This window comes from Chryseobacterium sp. SORGH_AS_0447 (genome assembly GCF_030818695.1).
GTDB lineage: Bacteria > Bacteroidota > Bacteroidia > Flavobacteriales > Weeksellaceae > Chryseobacterium.
Genome location: NZ_JAUTAR010000001.1, coordinates 1,936,590 through 1,952,622, shown reverse-complemented (window position 1 = coordinate 1,952,622; position 16,033 = coordinate 1,936,590). Strand labels below are relative to the sequence as shown.

The window sequence follows — 16,033 nt, the reverse complement described above, 5'->3', positions numbered from 1 at the left end:
CGGAAATCCGATAATAATAGAAATGACAATAATGATAATCGTGTTGTTCATTTTTTATATTTATAGTACAAATGTATAATTAATTTTTAGATGTGGTAGCATTTTATTAACAATTATTCGTTTAAGCTATGGTAAATACATAAAAAAACCAAAGTTGTTACGATATTCATCAGTTTGAATATGGCTTATAAGATGCTGATTTTCAAACGCTGAAACTTTTAAAAATTACGACGTCTAAAATTTTACGGATGTTCTATCTAAAAACAAAGACTGCAGGATTTAGCCTAGTTATTTGCCTTAGTATTTTAAATTTTAATAATAAATCTTCGTGTTATCAATCTTCAGAATTTTCAGCTTTTCCATTTTTTTAACCGTTCTGATCATGGTCTCCACCCGCATTCCGGTGAGAGAAGCCAGCTGATATCTCGTAAAGGGAACCAAAAAGCTGTATTTTTCCTGATAGCCGAAATAGCTTTTGAGGTGGTCTAAAAGTTTCTGGATCTTGATCTGCGGATCGAGAATGGCCAAAAACGAAGAGATAAGATACCGGAAATGGAGGCGTTCGGCACTGTACCGGCTGACTTTAAAAAAGATCTGCGGCTGGTGATGGATCAGGTTAAGGTAAGATTCTTTATCAAGTTTAAACACCGTGCAGTCGGTAACCGCGATGGCATTAACGGCATAATGGTTTTCGGTAAGCAAATAAGCCTCGCCAAAACAATGCCCTTCATACGGAAAGCCGTGTACGAATTCTTTACCGTCCTCAAAAAGATTATTAAGCTTCACTACCCCTGTTTTTATCTGATAATAATATTGGGAAGCCGTGTTTTCCCGGAAAATAACATCCTCTGCGGCAAAGTCTTGCAGAATAGCTCCGTTTTTAAATAAAATCTCTTCGGATATAATCATAGAGTGATTATTACTGTATTTTTATGTAAAATTAAAAAAAATACCTAATATTATCATGCTTATGCAATGAAATTAAAAATATTAAGAATAATACATTAATCATAATCATTATATTTTGCATCAAAATAAACACACGCAGGATGATTATTTTATGATAACAGGCATTACTTATATTCTTTGTTTATATTGAAAGCCAGTTGGCTATAAAGCCCTTGGTTTACTGACGGCATCGCCATACGACCTGGTGTGCAGGAATATCGGTACCTGTATTTTTTATGGTAACAATAATGTCTTCCCTGATATATTTTTTACCTGAATTTCCCTGCTGATCTTGGTAATCGCTGATGATAAAGCCTTCTTTCAGCAGGTCTTCATGAAAATGGTAGACTTCCGCCCGGTCATGGGTAACCAATGAAAGTGCCATGCAGTTCCGTGCATTGGTGAATACCGTCAATACTTTAAAATGGCTGAGGGTTTTATTTTCAGTTGCATATACCCGATTGTTCGGATCTTCCATTTCCCGGTTTCTTTCCAGATCAAAATGTTCTGCAAGCTTGGTATCCAGGTTCTGAAGAGAGCCGGAAGTTAGATGCCGGAGGTTGTTAACGGTCAGCAGCTGGGCCGTTAGTATCTTTCCGAAAACCATAAAAAACAACAATACAATTTTCATATTACATTTTCCCGCAAAAAAAGGGATTTGCTAAAAAGTATTTCATGATTAAGGTCACAAAATCCTTCTGGCAGGTTAATTATCAGGTTAATTTATGCTTTAGTTTATCAGTGCTATAATCAAATAAAACACTTGCTTCAATTATAATGGTCTCAATATTTTAAGTGAAACGGAATCAATGCTTATCATTGCTTTCCGGTTGCTGAATATTTTCAAGCTGTCCCGAAGATAAGCTGATCCGGCAGCCGTCCGTAAGAATGCTCAGGATCACATTATCGACAAATACGGGATGGCCTTTTTCAACTGATCCGCAATTGGTGTGTTGTATCTGGCGCGGATTCAGCACCATCACCATTCCCGATCCTTTGCAAACGGCATGGCTACCGTTTTCAATAAGCAGCGCGGTGTCTTCGCCCAGCCCGATTCCCAGACATTCCCTCCGAAGGGTTACGGCATGAGCAAGCCTTCCGATTCGTCCGCGGTTCACGAAATGAGTGTCCACAATGCAGTTTTTTAAAAAACCTAATCCGGAGCCGATCGTAAGGTCATTTTCCAGGATAGCTTCTTCATCCAGTGCGTCGCAGATGATATGTTCAGGCATGCACATGGCTCCGGCACTGGTTCCTGCGATCATAAAACCCTCTTCATTCAGGTACTTTTTCATAAGCAGGGCTGCAACGGATGTTTCTCTGATCTCTTTGCAGATTCTGTTCTGGTCGCCGCCTGTAAAAAATACGGTTTTGGCATTGGATAAACGATCATAATATTTATCCGCATTTTCTTTAAGAAGATGAATGAAGCCTACATTGGTATAACCTATTTCGGCAAAGGTCTTTGCGTAGGTTTCACGCAGGCTTTCAGGCTCCGAGCTGGCTGAGGTAATGACTTCAATACGGTCGTCATGGCTGGCGGCAAGAAGCCCGAGTATCTGATAAGGTGAAAAATCCTTATTGTCATCCTGAATAGGAACCTTGTTTCCCTCTTTGTCTTCATTGCCGCCTATAATTAACAATTTTCCTTTTGGATCCATACAATGTTGTGTTTGGTTATATTGATATACATTTCTTACCACCGAAGATAGAGAGAAAGGTTAAAAATACTATTGATTATAATCAAAGTATGGTGAAATATGGTAGTGATATGGTAGTTTCGATGAAAACTGCTTCGTTACCATTTATGATCTGCAAGAAAGCTAACTGAAATCATATAAACAGGTTTGCAGGATGTTTACATTTAATGAATTATTAAAAATATTCGTATGAAAAACCTTATTATTCTGATTTTTACAGGACTGTTTATCATGGCATGTACCCGGGAAAAGACAAAAGATTCCTTTAACAGCGGCCAAATTGCGTTTGCCAATGAAAAAGATCCGGTATGCGATATGATGGTTTCAGAAGGCGTAAGCGATACGGCGCTGTTCAAAGGTTCGGTATACGGATTTTGCAGTAAAGACTGCAAGCTGAAGTTCAGCCGGAAACCGGAAGCGTATACTTTTAAATGAAAACTTTATTCAACTTTTCATCCGCTGCCAGCCGGTCTTCCAAAAGGATTTCGTAAATTTATATGTAACGAATTCAACTTTTCTCATTGATATGACTTCCCCTAAGATTTATCTTGACCATAATGCCACTACCAGGCTTGACAAAAACGTGCTGGAAGCCATGCTTCCCTTTTTTACGGACTGTTACGAAAATCCCGGCAGCAGCCATCTGGCAGGGCTTACGGCCAATGAACATCTTGAAAATGCTTCATGGCAGGTCGCTGATCTTATCGGAAGCCAGCCTGAAGAAGTGGTCTTTACATCAGGCGCCACAGAATCTGTCAATCTTGCTATAAGAGGGATTTCAAACGGGGAAAGAAATCACCTGATCACTTTATCTACGGAGCACAAAGCCGTCCTGGATACGGTAACCGATCATGCCGGTAAAAATAATTTATCCTGCTCTATTCTTCCTGTTCGACGCGACGGATTGGCCGATCCGGACCTTCTGGAACAGACCATCACCGATAAGACCCTTCTGGTCAGTGTGATGCTGGTGAATAATGAAACCGGAACTGTTCAGGACATTAAGAAAATCAGCGAAATGGCTCACGCGAAAGGGGCTTTCCTGTTGTGCGATGCGACCCAGGCGGTAGGGAAAATCCCGGTGAATGTCCGCGATCTGGGAGTTGACCTGATGGCTTTTTCTGCGCATAAGTTTTACGGACCGAAAGGCGTCGGTGCCCTGTATATTTCCAATGCCATAAAAAAACACCTGACTGTCGGAATCACCGGCGGCGGACAGCAGAAAAACAGGCGGAGCGGAACATTGAATGTCCCTGGAATTATCGGTATGGCCAAAGCCTGTGAGATCGCGAAAAAAATAATGGATCAACATGCCAGCCATGTAAAAAAACTCCGCGATCATCTCGAAAGCGAACTGCTGAAGATTGAAGGAACTTCCGTTAACGGTTCTGTTGAAAACCGGATTTTCAATACGTCCAATATTTTGTTTAAAAACGTATTTTCAGAACAGCTGATTATGGCTTTGCAGCATATTTCGGTTTCCAGCGGTTCTGCCTGTTCGTCGGTAACCACCGAACCTTCTCATGTTCTCAAAAGCCTTGGATTAAGCGACGAAGATGCATTATGCTCGATAAGGTTCAGCCTCGGAAAGGACAATACAAAAGAAGAAATTGATATCGCCGTCAAGAGAATTTCAGAATTAGTGGAGCAGTTCAGGAAAGGGTAAAGTAGAGAATTTTATTACACTGGAGAAATTGAAGTCGAAGCTTTACTGATCATCTTTAATGCTACATATGAATCCCCGCGGGGATGATAAAACGGCATATTATCCGGTAGCTGAAGCCATTAAGTCCTTACCAATACCTTTACGAAAATCCTTCGAGAGCCTCAGGATGACATAACGCCAATATTAATCTGAATTTATCTTCTGCTTAAACAAAGAGCTATTTTAATTCAAACTTAGCTACATACGCACTGTCAGACTGAAGCTCTCGAAGCCATCCTATCATCTGTGAAATTTTTGCGATCTGTGGGCGTTTTTTATTAGATTAACTTTTTTAATATCGCTCATAAAAAAACGTGCCGAAGCCCGTTTCTATTGATTGTACTTTTAGTGAAAAAGTTATTCCAGAAGGTAATCGAAGTGGATCGGCAGGTCATAAATTCTCTTGCCGGTCGCGTGATAAATCGCGTTGGTTACTGCCGGCGGCATTCCTACCCCACCGATTTCACCAACTCCTTTCACGCCCAGGTCATTCATAAACTGATCATCTTCTTTTACAAATAATACCTGAAGATCATGAATATCTGCATGAACCGGAATATGGTATTCCGCAAGATCATCATTCATATATTTACCCAACGCATGATCGGTAATGGTTTCTTCGTGAAGTGCTTTGCTGATTCCCCAGATCATACCGCCCAATACCTGGCTTTCGGCAGTTTTAGGATTGATGATTCTTCCGGCAGCAACGGCCGTAAGGGCTCTCTTTACTTCAATCACACCTAATTCTTCATCCACTTCCACCTCTACAAAAACAGCGCTGTGTACCGCTCTCGCCTTTTTCCCGAACGTCAGCGGATTAGGCATTGCCGAATTTTTGGTGCGGATTGCTGTATTATCATTCTGCTTTAGAATGTCATCGTAACTTATCTTTTTTCCAGGATCGTTTTTCATTACAATATACCGGTCCCTGAATAGGACATCATTGAATTTCGCTTCGGCAAAAGCTGATCCTTCGATCGACTTTGCGATCTTGAGCAGCTTTTTATTTAAAGCTTCACAGGCCGCCTGCACCGCCGGTCCGACAGTCGCCGTGGTAAAAGATCCTCCCTGGATCGGGGCAAAGGGCATCTTGCTGTCGGCATAAGAGAAGGTAACTTCTTCAACGGATAGTCCCAGCGCATCCGCTGCAATCTGCGTCATGATTGTAAACGTTCCGGTGCCTATATCGGTAACCGCACTCTGGATCTCAACTTTTCCATCGGCATTAAGAATCGCTTCTGCCCTTCCCAACATCCGGTTCGCATCCCAGATTCCGGTAGCCATTCCGTATCCTACCAGCTTATTTCCGCGTTTCATACTTCGCGGAACCGGGTTTCTCTGGTCCCATCCGAATTGCTTGGCCCCCTGAAGATAACATTCTTTCAGTTCTTTGCTCGAATATTCCTTTTCGCTGCTTTGGTCGACCATCGAATAATTGATAAGTCTCAGCTCTACCGGATCGATGTTCAACTGATAGGCAATTTCATCCATGGTCACCTCAACGGCGTGCATTCCCGTACTTCCGCCGGGTGCCCTCATATCCAGAGGCGTGTACACATCCATGGGCACCAGCTTATGTTTCAGCAGGGTGTTCTCTGCAGGATACAGCATATTGGCCCAATTGACCACAATTTCCACATAATCCTCAAACTGAGAAGTTTCGCCCGTAGCTTCGTGAAATATGGCATTGACTTTTCCATTTTCATCTGCTCCAAATTTGGTATGCTGCAACGTAGGTGGACGGTGGCCGATCATGTACATCTGCGAGCGGTCTAGCGTTACCCTGACATTTCTTTTCAAATGCAGCGAAGCCATCACTGCCATAAACAGCTGATGCTGTGGTCGAAGCCCTGAACCGAAGCCACCGCCCACAAATGGGGAAATGACCTGGACATTTTTCATTTTGAGCCCGAAAACATTGGCTACATACATCTGGGAATTGATGGTGCCCTGGGTTTTATCGTAAATCTTTAATTTGCCTTCGCCTTCATAAATTACCGTAGATGCAAAAAGCTCCATCGGATTATGATGTTCCGTCCCATGACTGAATTGGCTGTCCGTTTTTACAAAGGACTCTTTATAAACAGTATCGAAATTGCCTTTCGGTTTTGGCGGAGGTGGTTTCAGTAAAGAAGCGAGCCCTTTTTTCGGATCACGGGCTTCTTCGAGGTTGGCGGCCATTTCTGTGGCAAAGCCTTCCGTTTCGTATTCTATTTTAATTTTGACAGCGGCATATCTTGCCATTTCAAAAGTTTCGGCAATCACCAAAGCGATCGGCTGCCCGTTGTAACGGATGACGTTGTCTTTTAAAGGTTTAAAGACCGTTCCCGGGGGAGCATCCATATCGGCATACTGGAAATCGAACCATGCCGTAGAAGGCCTGTTTTCATGGGTTAAAACCTCAACGACGCCCGGTAGCTTTTTTACTTCGGAAGTATCAATGCTTTTAATTTTTCCTTTGGTGACGGTACTGTTGACGACGTAGCCGTATAAAAGTCCTTCTACATTGTAATCTCCGGCATATTTTGCCGTGCCCGTTACTTTCAGAGCTCCTTCCAGACGGTTATGGGGTTGTCCTATAGATGGTAAATTTTTCATAAATCAAGGTTTGGTGTTTATAAATGATTATAAGGACGGTTTTGCCCCCGGTCTCTGGCTTTCAGGTTCCAATGCCATCATCCCATTTCTTACAATGGCTTTTTTGGCCAGATCAATTTTAAAACGGTTGTGCTTAAATCCTTTGGCTTCTGCCAGAATGATATCTGCAGCCTGGGCAAAGTGCTCTTTGGACGGAGCTTTTCCTTTAAGATATTCTTCAGCCTCAGCAGAACGCCATGGCTTATGGGAAACCCCACCCAGTGCGATCCTTACTTCGGCAATAAGATCATTTTCAATCGTAAGCGCAGTTGCTACGGAAACCAAGGCAAAAGCGTAAGAACTCCGGTCTCTCAGTTTCAGGTAAGAGTAATTTTTTGAAAAATCTTCGTCCGGCAGCTCGATACCGGTTATAATTTCTCCTTTCTGTAAGTTATTGTCAATTTCCGGTGTGTTTCCCGGTAGCCGGTGAAAGTCTTCAAAAGCAATCTGCCTTTCTCCATCCTGACCGGTTACCAAAACCGTTGCATTCAGCGCAGCCAATGCGACACACATATCCGACGGGAATACCGCGATACAGTCGGAGGAGTGCCCCAAAATCGCATGCATCCGGTTGTATCCTTTGATCGCAGGACATCCGGATCCGGGTTCTCTCTTATTGCATGGTACATAAGGATCATAAAAATAATAACAGCGTGTTTTCTGCAGCAGGTTTCCGCCGTTGGTCGCCATATTCCGGATCTGTGCCGAAGCACCTGCTAAAATCGTTTTGGAAAGCAGCGGGTATTTTTCTTCAATGACCGGATGGTAAGCTGTGGCCGCATTGGTCATTAAAGCTCCCAAACGGACTCCGCCATTCTCCGTTTCGGATAATTCATCCATTCCCGGAATTCCATTGATGTCCACCAGCGTATCTGCTTCCACAATAAAATACTTCATCAGATCGACGATATTGGTTCCGCCGGCGATGGCTTTATTTCCGGGATTATCTTTCAGCAACAGGGCAGCATCAGCTACTTCTTTTGTTTTGGTATAGGAAAAATTATTCATTCTGCTTCGTTTTTTACCGCCATGATGGCATTGATAATTCCTCTGTTGGCTCCGCAGCGGCAAAGGTTTCCGCTCATCAGGTCCTGTACGTCTTCCCGGGTTTCCGCTTTGCCTTCTTCGAGAAGACCCACGGCACTGCAAATCTGCCCGGGCGTACAGTAGCCGCACTGGAAAGCATCGTGTTCGATGAATGCTTTCTGCACCGGGTGCAGATTGTCGGTATTGCCGATTCCTTCAATCGTTGTGATTTCGGAACCGTCTTTCATCACCGCCAGCGTCAGGCAGCTTAATACTCTTTTACCGTCTACCAAAACGGTGCATGCTCCACACTGTCCGTGATCGCAGCCTTTTTTGGTACCAGTAAGGTCGAGGGTATGTCTGAGGGCATCGAGAAGAGATACCCAAGGCTTAAGCTCAAGCCTGTGATGATGTCCGTTTACCGTTAAGGCAATGGATTGATTATTCTGATCAAGCATAATATTGAGGTTTAGTGTTGAAATGGTTATGCAAAAAAAGAACCGGAATCCAGGATTACGGTAGGTTATGGGATATGAAAATCGCAGGGCTCTGTATTGAATATTGCCTCAGGTTCAAAAGAATGGAATTCTATTTCCATAAATGGTTTTAATCAAAGGCCTTTATTTAATATAAGAATCAGATTATCAACGATTAAAATCATTTTAATTCATTAAAAATATAATTAAAAAAAGAAGCCGATAGCTTTATTATTCCAGTATTAAGAATGGATCTAAATTTCTTTCCGTCTGTTAATCTTAATCAGATTTAAAGATGATGAAAGATTGACTGAGCTTTAAATGTTAGCAGCATAATTTTATATTTTAATAGATACCAGTTTATTTCAGCTTGGTTAAAACAGAAACCCTAAACATTTGTTTCTGTGATTTTTTTTAACGCAAAGCCTTATGATTATTTCTCATAATTAGGAAGCAAAGAAAGGATCAGCAAGATGATCTGATGAAGCGTACAAATCATTATCATGCTTTATCAGCACATTGATTTATAATATTAAATTCATCAATCATCAATCATCCCTACTCGTGTCTATTTCCTTTCTTTACCTCAAACACATGAAGAACCTGCGGAAAGAGGGACTGCATGTATTCGGCGGCGCCTTTCTCAGAGCCGGGAAAGGTTAAAACCAGCGTTTCGCCACTGAAGCCTGCAACGCCTCTGGATAGCATGGATGTTTTGATTCTTTCCTGACCATATGCTCTGGCGGTTTCCATAATTCCCGGCAGCGGCCGGTCGATCATGGATTGAAGCGCATCCGGCGTTACATCTCTTGGTGAAACCCCAGTTCCTCCGGTGAAAATAACCATTTTTATTCCTTCATTTTTATATGATACAAGGGTCTGCTGAATTTCTTCCGCCTCATCCGGAACAACAAGATATTCGACATCGTTAAATCCGTATTCCTCAAGTTTCTGAACAATCACTTTTCCTGAAGTGTCTTCATTTTGTCCACTGTGCACACTGTCTGAACATACCACAACCGCAGCTTTTAAGTTTTCGGAAATATATTTCTGATCATCGGATTTTCCGCCTTTCTTTTCCAGCAGCCTGATGTTCTGGATCTCTACTTTTTTGTCGATGGGTTTCAGCATATCGTACATAACGAGGGCTGCCACTGATGCACCGTGCATGGCTTCCACTTCCACTCCGGTTTTGTAGATGGTATGAACTTCTACGGATATGATAATTGATAAATCTTGAATTTCATAAGTTACGGCTGTATATTCTACCGGCAGCGGATGGCAGTCCGGGATTACATCGCTGGTTTTCTTTACGCCAAAAAGGGCTGCAGCCCTGGAAAATTCAAAAATATCCCCTTTCGGGACTGTCCGCTGCTGAACGGCTTCAATGGTTGCCTGAGATGAAGTTTTAACGGTGGCGGTGGCGATCGCCTTGCGCAGCGTCGATGATTTATGGGTAATGTTAACCATTTTTAGAGTTTAAAGTTTTTGGGTTCAGAGTTCAAGGTTTAAAGTTTTGGGTTTAAAGTTTAAGCTTGATATTCAAAATTTTTAGAACCAATTTAAATTTATTAATGTTCAGCAAGTTAATAAAGTAAAAGCAGGCAGATGAATTTAATTTTCAAATGGAATTTTATTTAAGAGACATCTTTTTATTTCAGTATCACAGGTTGTCTTGTTGACAAAGTAAACTTCCAGCCTCCCGCATCCTTCTTCCAGCCTATCAATCCAGCCTTAAGCCGAAACTGAAAGAATATACTTTTAAATTAATTAACTATTTACAGATTCACTTTCCACTGATGAGAATCGTCTTCGAAAATTTCCCGGCCCCAGACCGGAAGCTCTTTTTTGATACGTTCCACCAGCTCGTTGCAGCTTTCCATCGCAGCAACCCTGTGTTTTGACGATGTAAATACGAACAGGCAGATTTCTCCGGCCTTTACAATACCCAGGCTGTGGTAAATATGCATACAGGTAAGGTCATATTTAGCAAAAATCTCTTCGCGGATCATGTGCATCTTTTCCAGTGCCATTTCTTCATAAGCGGTGTATTCTATCGCTGCCACAGACTTTCCGTCAACTACATCTTCCCGGATCTGTCCAAGAAAAATACCGTGGGCACCGATGTTCTTTTTAGCGGAATGTTTCGCAATACTCTCTGAAATAAACAGCGGATCGATCGCGCCTTCCCTGAATATATTTTTAATCTCTTTTTTCATTTTGTTTTTGTATTAAAGCTGTTATTCCTCCTTCAAGGTGGCTTGGTTTCCGTAGTGTTTTTCTGTTCCGGATCAATAGTTCTGCGGCTTTCAGGCTGCGTGCTCCTCCCTGGCAGAAAAATATGATCTCTGTTTCCGGAATTTCGGTTAGACATTCTTCCAACCGGGATAGCGGGATACGAAGATGGGGAAAATCCGCTACAGGAAGCTCGCCTTCTTCCCTTACGTCAATGGCCGTATAACTGCCGGATTTTATGTTGCTTAAAAACCGGTCCGGCGTCACGACCTCAATTTCCGGATTTGAAAGTCCGCACAGCCAATGGTAATCGGTTTGTTCAAGTGCCTTTCGGTCTGTCGGAATCAGTCTTTCCGAATCTTTTCTTTTGGATAAATCCAGGATCACCGTTTCATAAGTGAGCATATTAAATGTCAGGAGCCGACCTGCCAATGCATCACCGATCCCGGTAATAAGTTTAATGACTTCGTTGGCCTGCATCATCCCGATCATTCCCGGCAGAACGCCCAAAACTCCTGCCACATTGCAGTCCTGCACCTCACCCGGACGCGGAGGTTCCGGGAAAAGATCCCGGTAGCTGATGTACTGCCCTCCATCATTATGTCCGAAAACCGCGACCTGCCCTTCATACTGAAAGATCGCACCGAATACCAAAGGCTTCTGCAAAAGATAACAGGTATCGCTGATGAGATATCGGGCGGCAAAATTATCCGTAGCATCCACCACCAAATCATATGCTGAAATCAGATCCCAGGCATTGGACGAAGTTATTTCTTCAGTATACGCCGTAATGGTGATTTCAGGGTTTAAAGCCCTAAGTTTGTTTGCTGCCGTTATCGCTTTCGGTTTTCCGATCTCTGCTGTGGTGTAAAGGGTCTGCCTTTGGAGATTGCTCAACGAAATGTAGTCGTGATCGGCAATCCCGATATTCCCTACACCCGCTGCCGCCAAGTATTGCAGGACCGGGCAGCCCAATCCTCCGGCACCGATTACAAGAACCTTTGCCTTTAAAAGTCTGTCCTGCCCTGCTATTCCAAATCCGGAAAGGCTGAAATGCCGGGAATATCTTTCGTTCTGTTCTTCCATATTATCCTCCCGAATAAGGCGGCATCAATGCCACTGTATCATTATTGCTGAGTGCCATATTTTCATCGGTTACTTTTTTATTTACCGCAACGGCAAATTTCACATCCGCAAGCTGCGGAAACTGTACCACAAGCTGTTCTTTTAATGCTTCTGTATCAGATGCCGCGATGGAAAATTCCTTTCCCGTAATTTCGGCAATCTTTCCGAAGGCTATGACTTTCACTTCCATATCAATCCACTTTTTTTACAACAATTTCGGAAAGATTCTTAACATATCTTCTTCCCGTTGCGCGGTCTCCCGGCGTGATCAATACAATCCCATCTTTCGAACCGGAAGCCGAGGTTCCATCTGCATCAGTAACCAGCATGATGTGGTCGCCGGCTTCCGTATTGAAAATTTCGTTCCAGGAATAGACCACTTTATATCCGTCATCAGCCATACAAACCAGGTATAAAGTACTCAGCTCTTTGGGTGTCGGTGTATTAAAAGTTACCTGACTTAAAATATCTTTAAGCAGGACCCCTCTTAGATTTTTCAGATTTTTCTTAAATTCCATTTTATGGTTCAGGATGTCGATGCTTTTCACTTCATGAACCGGATATTTTTTCAGGTCGTTGTAAGTAAATGTTATCGGCTTATTGACAGCTCCTTTAATTTCTACGGAAGTTTTCTGTGCCTGCAGGAATACCGCTAAAAATACGAATAAGGTTGCAAAATATCTCATGTTAAGCTTTTGTCAATAAGAGTTTGTAAGAAGCCATAAGTAAGACCGTTGCCAGGACATATTTCAGAACATTCTGGTTGAATTTTTTCGATCCCAGATAAGCTCCTAAAAGCCCTCCGGTAAAAGCAACGATTACATACATGACCATATTATCGGTAAATTTGATTCCCTGAGTCAGCATTCCGCCCAGTCCGGAAAGGGAATTGACAAATATAAATGCTGCACTGATGGCTGCCGTCTGTTTCTGGTTGGTCCATTTAAGAAGAAGCAAAATCGGGGAAAGGATAATTCCGCCCCCAATACCGATCATCCCGGACAATAATCCGACGATACCGCCGGTAATCACCGCTACGGCGACATTCTGTTCTTTCAGCTCATGGTCTTCCGTATTTTTAAAAAAGAAAAACCGGATCACCGGAAATAAAAGGAGTACCCCCAAAATGCGTTTGTAAATATTTTCTTCCACCGTTATCATCCCGCCGATAAACGCGAGCGGTATGGACGCAGCAGCAATGGGGATAAATAATTTCCTTAAAAAATATCCACCCCGGTAATACTGAATAAAGGAAGTAAGCGAAACAAAAAGGTTCAGGACAAGAGCTGTCGGCTTCATTTCTTCGGGAGCCACCCCATACAATGCCATTAGTGCAAGATAGCCGCTTGCCCCGCCGTGCCCTACTGCCGCATAAAAAAAAGCGACGACAAAAAGAACGGCATAAAATAGTTCTACACTCATTAATTTATTGTATTTAATTTATAGTGGCAATAGATGGATTTCCACGATATCGCCTTTTTTACAACCTGTCGATTCTTCCGGCAGCACAAGGAAACAGTTGGCCTGTGCAAAAGAATGCAGCCGGTAGGATTCCTGAGCGTGAAGCGGCGTTACGGCTCCCTCTTCGTAAAAAGCTTTCAAAAAGTGGGTCAGTCCTGCAGGTTTTATATAATCATGGGTAGCCACGACGTTAAGTTTCTGTACTGAATTTTTTAATCCTAAAAGATTTTCAACCGCCGGCAGGACGTATTCATAAAAACAGGTCAGCGATGAAGAAGGATTTCCCGGCAGTCCGAAAACTAACTTTTCCCCTTTAGTTCCGAAAAATAACGGTTTGCCCGGTTTCTGCCTGATCTTATGGAATTTTTCTTCGATGCCGCACTGTTTTGCAGCCTTTGTCACAAAATCATAATCCCCGACGCTTACCCCACCGTTAAGCAGGACAAGGTCGCTTATTTGTAGAGCCTGCTCCAAAATCTGCTGAAGGGTTGCGGGATCATCCTCCGCCCTGAACACATGGATTTCTTTCAGGCCTGTCTTTTCCAACGCGGCTTTAAGCTGGTAGGAATTGGCTTCATACACCTGCCCGAAAGCCAGTACCTGTCCGGGATCCTGCAATTCGTTGCCTGTTAGGATCACCGCGACCACAGGAGGACGGTATACTTCGACTTGATCCTGTCCTATTCCGGCAAGAAATCCAATGGCTGCTGGACTCAGAAATGTTCCTGCCGCAATAGCAACAGCGCCTTTTTTCACTTCCGATCCTTTCGGACGCACATTGAGCCCCTGGCTGAGGTTTTCATCTTTAATAATAAGCTGATTATTTTCTATAGTGATTTTTTCCTGCATCACCACGGTATCGGCACCTTCGGGCAAAGGAGCTCCGGTAAAGATCCGGGAAGCCTGGCCATCCTGTAGGTGAAATAAAGCCGTAGTTCCGGCCGCCATTTCACCGCTGATCTCTAAAGGCAGGTGTTGGTCTTTGAATTTTAACGCATATCCATCCATCGAAGATTGCGGGAAGCCGGGAATATCGGTACCGGCAATCACCTTAGCAGAGGTAACGAGACCTGCGGCTTCAGAAAGCGGCAGCAATGCCGTTTTTCTTTCCGGTAGATTATTTAGGATGATGTTTTTTGCTTCTGTAACTGAAATCATGGATTGATTAATTTTTTATAGTCTTCGGGTGTATCAATATCCCACAAGCCCTGCGGAAAAAGGACAAAAGCCGTATCGTCTTTATACTGCCGAATGAGTTTTCGGGCCCCTTCCTGGCCGTTTAAGTTTAATAATTTTTCTGAATATGAACTGTCGAAAAGTACCGGAACGCCCAGCGTATCTGCATATGACGATGCAACAATCCCTTTTTTTGAAGTGTCTTTTTTGTCTATCAAAGCCTGAAATATGGAATCGTTAATAAAAGGCTGATCACAGACGGTAAAAATAAACTGTTCGGCTTCCGGGAAACATTTTACAGCTTCCTTTAATCCCTTTTTAAGAGAGGATGCCATGCCTTCTGCCCAGTTATCATTTCTGATCTGATGAAAATGTTTAATTTCTTCTTCAATCTGAATATTTACTTCTCCTGTTACCACTACGATTTGTGAGGTTACTTTTAAAGCTTCGTCTGCGGTATGACGCAGCAGCGTTTTTCCTTGGTAGAGCAACAGCTGTTTCGGTTCGCCCAACCGGGATGAATTTCCTGCTGCCAGAATGATGATTGCCGTTTTATTCTTCATTATCCTCCGATGGTTATCATGCTTCGGTTTTCAATTGCGGTGGCATCAATATCCTGGAATAATCCTTCAAACTGCCCGCCCAACGCTTTTGCTTTGGAGAGGATGGTTGACTGAATCAATGGGCTAATGTCTTCCCCGCTTCGTAAAGCCAACAGCAGATCGGTTTCCCCTTTGGAAAACAGACAGTTTTTGAGCTTGCCGTCTGCCGTTAAACGAATCCTGTTGCAGGATGAACAGAAAGGAGCACTCATTGTACTGATAACGGCAAAATTACCGGTAAACCCCGGAATTTTAAACCGCTTGGCCGTGTCATGCGCCTCATGCGGCAATGCGATAAGATCATACCGGCTTTGCACCTCAAAAAGAATTTCATCGAGCGTTACCACCTGGTTGCTGGTCCATCGGTTCCCGCTGAACGGCATAAATTCGATAAACCGTACTTCGACCGGCTGATGTCTCGTCAATTCCACGAAATCATTGATTTCATTATCATTCAGATCTTTCATCAGCACCACATTTATTTTCACCCGGAAATTATTTTCCAGCAGAACCGCAATGCTTTCTTTTACTTTATCAAAAAGATCCCTTCTGGTGATTTTCTGAAATTTTGCGGCGTCCAGGGTATCTAAACTGATATTGACCGTTCTCACCTGCGCTGCCATCAGCTGCGGCAAAAGTTCTTTTACCCTTACTCCATTGGTGGTAATCGCAAGTTCGATTCCCAGTTTTCCTAATTTTTCAAGAATAAGCGGAGCATCTTTCCGTACCAATGGCTCACCGCCGGTCAGTCTTATTTTTTTTACGCCGGCAGCCACGAAAATTTTAGCAATCGTTTCAATTTCATCCGGCTGCATCAATTTGGAAGCCGGTGCAAAAGCATATTTTTCGTCGGGCATGCAGTAAAAGCACCGAAGATTGCAGTTGTCGGTGAGTGAGATCCTGAGATAGTCGTGTACGCGTCCGAAAGTGTCCGTAATCATA

The 16,033-nt window shown here is 43.1% G+C and carries 17 protein-coding genes; 2 read left to right on the top strand and 15 right to left on the bottom strand.

What is annotated here, in order from left to right; translation table 11 throughout:
* Positions 1-312 precede the first annotated feature (312 nt).
* The 3 genes from QE422_RS09145 to QE422_RS09135 form a co-directional block, all read right to left on the bottom strand.
* Positions 313-909 (bottom strand): Crp/Fnr family transcriptional regulator, encoded by a 597-nt coding sequence (locus QE422_RS09145; protein ID WP_307457090.1) that lies wholly within the window; start codon positions 907-909, stop codon positions 313-315.
* 217 nt (positions 910-1,126) lie between these two features.
* Positions 1,127-1,579 carry a hypothetical protein gene (locus QE422_RS09140; protein WP_307457088.1) on the bottom strand — a complete coding sequence of 151 codons (453 nt, stop codon included), beginning with the start codon at positions 1,577-1,579 and terminating at the stop codon, positions 1,127-1,129.
* Between the two features lie 175 nt (positions 1,580-1,754).
* Positions 1,755-2,609 (bottom strand): cyanophycinase, encoded by an 855-nt coding sequence (locus tag QE422_RS09135; protein ID WP_307457085.1) that lies wholly within the window; start codon positions 2,607-2,609, stop codon positions 1,755-1,757.
* Positions 2,610-2,837: 228 nt separating this feature from the next.
* On the opposite strand from QE422_RS09135, the gene QE422_RS09130 reads away from it, so the two are divergent.
* A complete protein-coding gene (locus QE422_RS09130) occupies positions 2,838-3,083 on the top strand; it encodes a YHS domain-containing protein (RefSeq protein ID WP_307457083.1) in 246 nt (81 codons plus the stop codon).
* 91 nt (positions 3,084-3,174) lie between these two features.
* Positions 3,175-4,314 carry a cysteine desulfurase family protein gene (locus QE422_RS09125; RefSeq protein ID WP_307457080.1) on the top strand — a complete coding sequence of 380 codons (1,140 nt, stop codon included), beginning with the start codon at positions 3,175-3,177 and terminating at the stop codon, positions 4,312-4,314.
* 396 nt (positions 4,315-4,710) lie between these two features.
* Here the strand turns inward: QE422_RS09125 and QE422_RS09120 are convergent, their stop codons facing one another.
* From QE422_RS09120 to moaA, 12 genes are all read right to left on the bottom strand, one after another.
* Positions 4,711-6,951: a xanthine dehydrogenase family protein molybdopterin-binding subunit gene (locus QE422_RS09120; protein ID WP_307457077.1), complete on the bottom strand. Its 2,241-nt coding sequence runs from the start codon at positions 6,949-6,951 to the stop codon at positions 4,711-4,713.
* Between the two features lie 27 nt (positions 6,952-6,978).
* On the bottom strand, positions 6,979-7,998 hold the full coding sequence (locus QE422_RS09115; RefSeq protein WP_307457075.1) for a xanthine dehydrogenase family protein subunit M: 1,020 nt from the start codon (positions 7,996-7,998) through the stop codon (positions 6,979-6,981).
* On the bottom strand, positions 7,995-8,474 hold the full coding sequence (locus tag QE422_RS09110) for a (2Fe-2S)-binding protein (protein ID WP_307457073.1): 480 nt from the start codon (positions 8,472-8,474) through the stop codon (positions 7,995-7,997). Before QE422_RS09110 ends, QE422_RS09115 begins: the two co-directional genes overlap by 4 nt.
* A 576-nt stretch (positions 8,475-9,050) precedes the next feature.
* Entirely contained in the window at positions 9,051-9,962 is a 912-nt protein-coding gene (gene moaCB, locus QE422_RS09105) for a bifunctional molybdenum cofactor biosynthesis protein MoaC/MoaB (protein ID WP_307457070.1), read from the bottom strand.
* Between the two features lie 308 nt (positions 9,963-10,270).
* Positions 10,271-10,711, bottom strand: coding sequence for a molybdenum cofactor biosynthesis protein MoaE (locus QE422_RS09100; protein ID WP_307457068.1), 441 nt, complete (start codon positions 10,709-10,711; stop codon positions 10,271-10,273).
* On the bottom strand, positions 10,695-11,813 hold the full coding sequence (locus QE422_RS09095; protein ID WP_307457065.1) for a HesA/MoeB/ThiF family protein: 1,119 nt from the start codon (positions 11,811-11,813) through the stop codon (positions 10,695-10,697). The genes QE422_RS09100 and QE422_RS09095 overlap by 17 nt, the downstream gene beginning before the upstream one ends.
* A gap of 1 nt (position 11,814) precedes the next feature.
* Positions 11,815-12,042: a MoaD/ThiS family protein gene (locus tag QE422_RS09090; RefSeq protein ID WP_307457063.1), complete on the bottom strand. Its 228-nt coding sequence runs from the start codon at positions 12,040-12,042 to the stop codon at positions 11,815-11,817.
* Between the two features lies 1 nt (position 12,043).
* A complete protein-coding gene (locus tag QE422_RS09085; RefSeq protein ID WP_307457061.1) occupies positions 12,044-12,538 on the bottom strand; it encodes a molybdopterin-binding protein in 495 nt (164 codons plus the stop codon).
* 1 nt (position 12,539) lies between these two features.
* Positions 12,540-13,274 carry a sulfite exporter TauE/SafE family protein gene (locus tag QE422_RS09080; protein ID WP_307457057.1) on the bottom strand — a complete coding sequence of 245 codons (735 nt, stop codon included), beginning with the start codon at positions 13,272-13,274 and terminating at the stop codon, positions 12,540-12,542.
* An 18-nt stretch (positions 13,275-13,292) separates the two neighbouring features.
* Positions 13,293-14,471: a gephyrin-like molybdotransferase Glp gene (gene glp, locus QE422_RS09075; protein WP_307457054.1), complete on the bottom strand. Its 1,179-nt coding sequence runs from the start codon at positions 14,469-14,471 to the stop codon at positions 13,293-13,295.
* Positions 14,468-15,052: a nucleotidyltransferase family protein gene (locus tag QE422_RS09070; RefSeq protein ID WP_307457051.1), complete on the bottom strand. Its 585-nt coding sequence runs from the start codon at positions 15,050-15,052 to the stop codon at positions 14,468-14,470. Before QE422_RS09070 ends, glp begins: the two co-directional genes overlap by 4 nt.
* Positions 15,052-16,032, bottom strand: a complete 981-nt coding sequence (gene moaA, locus QE422_RS09065; protein WP_307457047.1) for a GTP 3',8-cyclase MoaA — start codon at positions 16,030-16,032, stop codon at positions 15,052-15,054. The genes QE422_RS09070 and moaA overlap by 1 nt, the downstream gene beginning before the upstream one ends.
* Position 16,033: the final 1 nt, after the last annotated feature.